This is a genomic window from Oceanobacillus indicireducens (assembly GCF_014647195.1).
In the GTDB taxonomy this organism is placed as follows: domain Bacteria; phylum Bacillota; class Bacilli; order Bacillales; family Amphibacillaceae; genus Oceanobacillus; species Oceanobacillus indicireducens.
The window spans coordinates 121,997-128,401 of record NZ_BMOS01000003.1; the positions used below are offsets into that span (position 1 = coordinate 121,997).

Annotated in this window: 6 protein-coding genes and 1 pseudogene; all 7 read right to left on the reverse strand. The window is 43.4% G+C overall.

Annotated elements, in window-relative coordinates; all coding sequences use genetic code 11:
• Nucleotides 1–66: 66 nt before the first annotated feature.
• The gene (locus IEX94_RS03300) at nucleotides 67–1,284 is read right to left on the reverse strand and encodes a M20 metallopeptidase family protein (RefSeq protein WP_188856008.1); all 1,218 of its coding nucleotides are present in this window, start codon (nucleotides 1,282–1,284) and stop codon (nucleotides 67–69) included.
• A 353-nt stretch (nucleotides 1,285–1,637) separates the two neighbouring features.
• On the reverse strand, nucleotides 1,638–2,615 hold the full coding sequence (locus IEX94_RS03305) for a D-2-hydroxyacid dehydrogenase (RefSeq protein WP_188856009.1): 978 nt from the start codon (nucleotides 2,613–2,615) through the stop codon (nucleotides 1,638–1,640).
• Between the two features lie 70 nt (nucleotides 2,616–2,685).
• Nucleotides 2,686–3,471, reverse strand: a complete 786-nt coding sequence (trpA, locus tag IEX94_RS03310) for a tryptophan synthase subunit alpha (RefSeq protein ID WP_188856010.1) — start codon at nucleotides 3,469–3,471, stop codon at nucleotides 2,686–2,688.
• Nucleotides 3,472–3,501: 30 nt separating this feature from the next.
• Nucleotides 3,502–4,674 (reverse strand): tryptophan synthase subunit beta, encoded by a 1,173-nt coding sequence (gene trpB / locus IEX94_RS03315; protein ID WP_188856011.1) that lies wholly within the window; start codon nucleotides 4,672–4,674, stop codon nucleotides 3,502–3,504.
• Entirely contained in the window at nucleotides 4,671–5,285 is a 615-nt protein-coding gene (locus IEX94_RS03320; protein WP_188856012.1) for a phosphoribosylanthranilate isomerase, read from the reverse strand. The genes trpB and IEX94_RS03320 overlap by 4 nt, the downstream gene beginning before the upstream one ends.
• Complete coding sequence (gene trpC / locus IEX94_RS03325; RefSeq protein WP_188856013.1) at nucleotides 5,275–6,069, reverse strand: indole-3-glycerol phosphate synthase TrpC; 795 nt, start codon at nucleotides 6,067–6,069, stop codon at nucleotides 5,275–5,277. Before trpC ends, IEX94_RS03320 begins: the two co-directional genes overlap by 11 nt.
• Before the next feature lie 11 nt (nucleotides 6,070–6,080).
• Nucleotides 6,081–6,405 (reverse strand): annotated as a pseudogene (locus tag IEX94_RS19605) (hypothetical protein); the annotation flags it as partial.

Here is a 6,405-nt window from a genome sequence, read left to right on the forward strand (position 1 = left end):
CCCTCTTGTTTAGAGGTGGGGGTGTTACAGACCGTTAATACGTGAGTACGTTCCCAAATCCTAAGACTATTCATTCGCCGTTTCCTCGATCAAATAATGGGAAACAATCCGTACAAAAGATTTACTGATATTAACTAATGCCCGCTCATCAAAATCGAACTTCGGATGGTGGTGCGGATAATGTGTCGCTTCATTTTCATTACGTGAACCGACTCGGAAATAAGTTCCGGGCTTTTTCTCCAGAAAATAAGAAAAATCTTCTGCTCCCATTGTTGGCTCAAGTTCCGTTACATTTTCCTCACTGAATGATTCGCTTAAAATTTCCCGAACGATAGCTGTCTCTTTTTCATGGTTATAGAGTGCCGGGTAGCCGCGAAGGTAATCAATTTCATAGGTCGCATCGAAAGCACTCGTTATTCCTGCAACAATGGAATTGATTTTCTCTTGAACTTTATCGCGTACATCCGCATCAAAGGTTCGTACTGTTCCTTCAATCCTCGCACTGTCGGGAATAACGTTGAAGGCATTTCCTGCTTGAAACACGCCAATTGTTACGACAGCTGATTTCAGCGGGTCGATATTCCGGCTTACAATTTTCTGCAACGCCTCAACGACACTTGTACCAATCACAAGGGAATCGATGCTTTCATGGGGTCTTGCACCATGCCCGCCGAGACCTTGAATGTTAATCTCAAATTTATCAACAGCTGCCATTTGAAACCCCGGACCGACGCCAACCTTTCCTAATGGAATTTCTGAAGCCAAGTGTGCGCCAAATACATAATCCACGTTATCCAGGATCCCTTCTTCAATCATGAACTTAGCTCCACCTGGTGGCCGTTCCTCTGCCGGTTGGAAAACAAAAATGACATTACCGTTTAACTTATCTCGATGTTCACTTAATACTGCAGCTGTTCCTAGTAATGCCGAAGTATGGCCATCGTGACCGCAAGCATGCATGATACCTGGCTTCGTCGATTTATATGGAACTTCTTTTTCATCATCAATTGGAAGCGCATCAAAATCCGCTCGGAGTGCAATTGTCTTCCCAGGTTTATCTCCTTGCAAAATCCCGATTAATCCATTTTTCCCACCGATTTGTGTCTTTACTTCCAGACCGAAATTATTTAGCTGTTCTTCAATATATTTTGCTGTATGTACTTCTTCAAATGAGAGCTCCGGATTCATGTGCATATGTCTTCTCCAGTTTTTCATCTGCTCAAAATTATCTTCTATTCCCTTAAAAATTGTAGTCAACTGGTCACTTCGTTTTGTAGTTGTCATCTTAATTCCCCCTTCTCTTATTCATCATATGTGTTAATCGATAGTTTATACATCTTATCCCTAGTTGTCAACTGGGTTTTATTGAATATAAAGTGAAACTTCATTCAGTGGGGAATTCCTTACCCCCACTGAATGTTAGTTGAGCAGAATCAGGTATTTACGGATTGTATATCCCCCACCTTAACATTTTGGTTTTCCCTCTTGCTTAAAGGTGGGGGTATTACAGACCGTTAATACGTGATAAAATGGAACTCATTCAGTGGGCGGGATTACAGACCGTTAATACGTAATAAACTACTCTTTATGATAATAGAAGCTAATCAGTACACTCTCCTGATTAGCTCCCTCACCAACTAATCATTTACAATATTAATTGCCTTACCTTCCAAAAACTTCTCCAGATTATCTGCGGCAATATTCAATAATCGTTCTCGTGCCTCCAAGCTTGCCCAAGCGATATGTGGAGTGATAATACAATTTTTTGCTTCGAGTAATGGATTATCAGCACTAATCGGTTCTTTTGAAACAACATCAAGTCCTGCCCCGCCAACTTTTCCATTATTTAAAGCGTCCGCTAAGTCTCGCTCATTAATCAAGCCGCCTCTTGCCGTATTAATAATGAGGACACTGTCTTTCATTTTGCCGATTGTTTCTTTATTAATGAGACCTTTATTCTCTTCCGTTAATGGACTATGCAGCATGATGACATCTGCTTCCTTATACAGTTCATCAAGGGGCGCATAACGGATGTTGTCCGTATGGGGCACTTTCTCTTTTGTACGGTTATAGGCAAGGATTTTCATTCCGAACGCTTCTCCTATCCGGGACGTTACTTGACCAATTCTTCCGTATCCGATAATGCCCATTGTTTTCCCGGAAAGTTCCATGATCGGATGATTCCAGAAACAAAAATCCTCTTGGTTTGTCCAATCCCCCCTTTTCACTGCATCACTATGTTCTCCCGTAAAGTGACAGAGTTCGAGCAAGAGTGCAAAGGCTGCTTGGGCAACCGTATCTGTTCCATAGTCCGGAATATTCGTCACCGTGATGTTTCTTTCTTTTGCCGCTTCCACGTCCACGACATTAAATCCTGTCGCAAGAACTCCAATATATTTAAGCTTCGGAAGTTCAGTAAGAATCTCCTTCGTTAGCGGTGTTTTATTCGTTAAAATAATTTCCGCATCCTTCGCTCTTTCAATGATGAGAGCTGCTTCGTCCGCACTGAATGTAGTCCGATCATAAATTTTGAAATCTGCTAATCTTTCAAGCGGTGCCCAGTCGAGATCACCCGGATTTAATGTATATCCGTCTAGAATTACTGCTTTTGGCATATGTATCCCCCTTGTTCCTATCTTATGAAAGATTATAGAGGGAATAATCTGTAAAAACAAGCATGGATAATCATACTTTGAGCGAACGACTCTCCGCTATTAACTGGCTGATTTCTGCTAAATTCCCTTCATGAAGAAGCTGAACGACCTTACTGCCAACGATCACCCCGTCACCATATTCACTGAGCGCCCTTGCTTGTTCTCCTGTAGATACACCGAAGCCAGCAAGTACTGGAGTTTCCGTATATGTCTTTAATTCTTGTAAAAATGTTGATACATACGCATCATGCTCTCTCCGTGCGCCAGTTGTACCGGTAACAGCAACTGCATAAAGAAAACCTTCTGTGCGCTTGGCAAGTTCCTGTAAGCGTTCTTGCGGACTCGTCATCGCAGCAAGCCTTACAAAAGCGATGTCCCTCCTACTTAAAGCTTCCGCAACGAGGCGCTCCTCCTCCATCGGCAAATCGGGAATAATCACCCCATCAACCCCAGCTTTTGCACACATTTTGGCAAACATTTCGACACCAAATGCGATAATTGGATTGATATACGTCATGATGACGACAGGTATCGCCCGCTCTAATTTTGTCACCTCTAATATATCTAGAACTTTGGCAAGTGTTGTCCCGTTAGCTAAAGCTCGGCTGCCAGCCGCTTGGATTGTCGGACCATCCGCTACAGGGTCAGAAAATGGAATACCAAGTTCTATAACAGCCGCATCGTTTTCCTCGAAAAATTTTATTCTGTCCGGCAAAATATCCAAACCACCATCACCAGCCATAATGAATGGCGAGAAAATTTTTTCTCCTGCAGAAAGTCTTTCTTGCAATGCTTTTTCTAATTTTACTTTGCCCATTTATTTCTCCTCCTTCACTTCAATAAATCCTTATTGTCTAAGGTCCTTATCTCCCCGGCCCGAAAGGCAGACAACAATTGTTTGGTCTTTAGACATTTCTCCGGCAACCTTCATTGCATGAGCTACTGCGTGCGAACTCTCTAAAGCCGGTATGATCCCTTCTTTCCGCGATAAAAGTTCGAAAGCCTCCAGTGCCTCTTTATCCGTTACAGATGTGTAATTTACCCGGTCGATACTTTGTAAATAGCTATGTTCCGGTCCGACGCCCGGATAATCTAGTCCTGCTGAAATCGAAAAAGCTTCTTCTATTTGTCCATTTTCATCCTGTAATAGATGAGTCAATGTCCCGTGTAATACCCCGACTTTCCCCTTTGTTAAAGTTGCTGCGTGTTTATTCGTTTCTAGACCACTTCCACCAGCTTCGACCCCGATTAAAGAGACATCTTCCTCCTCAACAAAGGGATAAAACATTCCCATCGCATTACTGCCACCACCGACACAGGCAATAATCTTTTCTGGAAGCTTTCCATCTTGTTCTAAGATTTGCCTTTTCGTTTCCTCACCGATCACCGCTTGAAAATCCCTGACAAGCATCGGAAATGGATGCGGACCAACGACAGAACCGATAATATAATGGGTATCTTCCACATGGTTCACCCAGTAACGGAGTGCTTCATTCACCGCATCTTTCAGTGTCCCGCTTCCGCCTTCAACACTTCTGACCTCGGCACCAAGCAGCTCCATCCGTTGTACATTCAGTGCTTGGCGACGAATATCTTCTTCCCCCATGAAGACGATGCAATCAAGACCAAGCAGTGCACAAACTGTTGCAGTTGCTACCCCATGCTGACCAGCACCGGTTTCTGCCACCACTTTCCTTTTTCCCATCCTAACCGTAAGCAGAGCCTGCCCAATCGTGTTGTTGATCTTATGTGCGCCAGTATGATTAAGGTCTTCTCGCTTCAAATATATTTTCGCCCCACCCGCTTTATCTGTTAGCCGTTCCGCGAAATATAATGGGGTCTCTCTTCCAACATATTGCTTTAAATAGTAGTTCAATTCCCCAAGGAAGCTCTTATCTTGCTTTGCCGCTTCATACGCTTTTTCAAGTTCAAGAACTGCCGGCATTAATAATTCCGGGACGAATCTCCCGCCAAAATTGCCATACTTTCCACTTTGATCTGGTACGGTATATACACTCATTTTTTATAAACCTCCCTATGTTTTGCCTGTTCGATAAATGCTTTCATTTTTTCTGGATCCTTCTTTCCTGCCGTCTCGACACCGCTTGAGACGTCAACTGCGAATGGATTCACTGCTTCCACTGCTTCCCGCACGTTTTCTGGATGAAGACCCCCTGCGAGAAGCAACCTTTCCCGGTCGATGCCTGATTCTTGCAGCAAGCTCCAGTCAAACGTCTTGCCGCTCCCACCACGATTGATGCTCGGTGTATCAATTAGAAAATAATCACATGGGTACGTGTGGACATTTTCTAACCTTGTTTTTTCAGCGGGGAATGCTTTAATAACCTTTGCAGAAAGAGATTTTGCCACATCTGGCGGTTCTTCCCCGTGCAGTTGATGGAAATCAAGCCCAACTTTACTGGCAATTTGCTCCATCACAGCCGGTTCTTCATTAACAAAGACACCGACTGTTTGGACAGATGCCGGAAGCCGGCTTGCAATCGCTGCTGCTGCAACTGGCGTGATTTCCCGCTTACTTTTCGTAAAAACAAATCCGATTAAATCGGCTCCCGCCTCGGCCGCTGCTTGTGCCGCTTTCTCCGTTGTGATACCACAAATTTTAACGAACATGCAGCCTCTTCCCCTCTTTCAGTGGAACTTGTAGATCCGTAAATGTTCTTTGTAACTCTTCTGCTAGCATAAGTGTTTCTCCGACTAAAATTGCTTCCGCCCCAACGTCTCTCACCCGCTGCACATCTTCTTTTTCCCGCATACCACTTTCGCTAATAAGCAATGTGTCACGATCCGTAACAAGGGATGCAAGTTTTTCCGTTGTTGCTAAATCGACTTTAAAAGTTTTCAAGTTTCGGTTGTTTATTCCGATTATTTCAGGTTTTAAGTTTAATGCCCGTTTCATTTCTTCCTCGTCATGTACTTCGACGAGCACTTCCAATTCAAGGGATGTTGCATAATCGTATAATTTCTTTAAATCCTCATCCGAGAGAGCTGCAACAATTAATAGAATGATTGTTGCTCCGGCAGCTCTCGCGTGATCGATCTGTAACGTATCGATCATAAAATCCTTACATAAAACAGGGACGTCGACTGCTTCACGAACTGCCCGTAAGTCTTCTAATGAGCCATTAAAGAATTTCTCATCGGTCAGCACGGAGATAGCCGCCGCACCATTTTTTTCATACATTTTCGCTTGCTCGATTGGATCCACTTCAAGGTCAATTGCTCCTTTGGAAGGAGAAGCACGCTTAATTTCTGCAATAATATTCATACTTTCCGAGGCAGCAGCACGCTCTTTAAAAGACGGGTTTGCTTTACCTACCGGCTCCATTAATTTCTTGTGAATCAGTTCTGTCAGTTCAATCCTTTTCTGCTTTAAAATGTTATCTAAAATAGTCATTTCAATACACCTCACACAGGAATTTTTTCACTAAAGCTAACTAATCGTTCCAGTCGTTCTAATGCTGACCCGGATAAAATGCTCTCTCGGGCTAATTCAATCCCAGCTTGGATTGAATCCGTTTTTCTACTTGTATAAATGCCAATCCCTGCATTGAGAAGCACTGTGTCGAAGTAAGCACCAGGCTCACCCTTTAGAACGGACAAAAGAATTTCTGCATTACGCTTGGAGTCGCCTCCACGAATCGCTTCATTTGAATAGACTGGTAAGTCGACCTCTTCTAAAAAACAACAATCAAGTTGTTCAAACCAGCTAAGGATGCCTCATCAAGTGAAC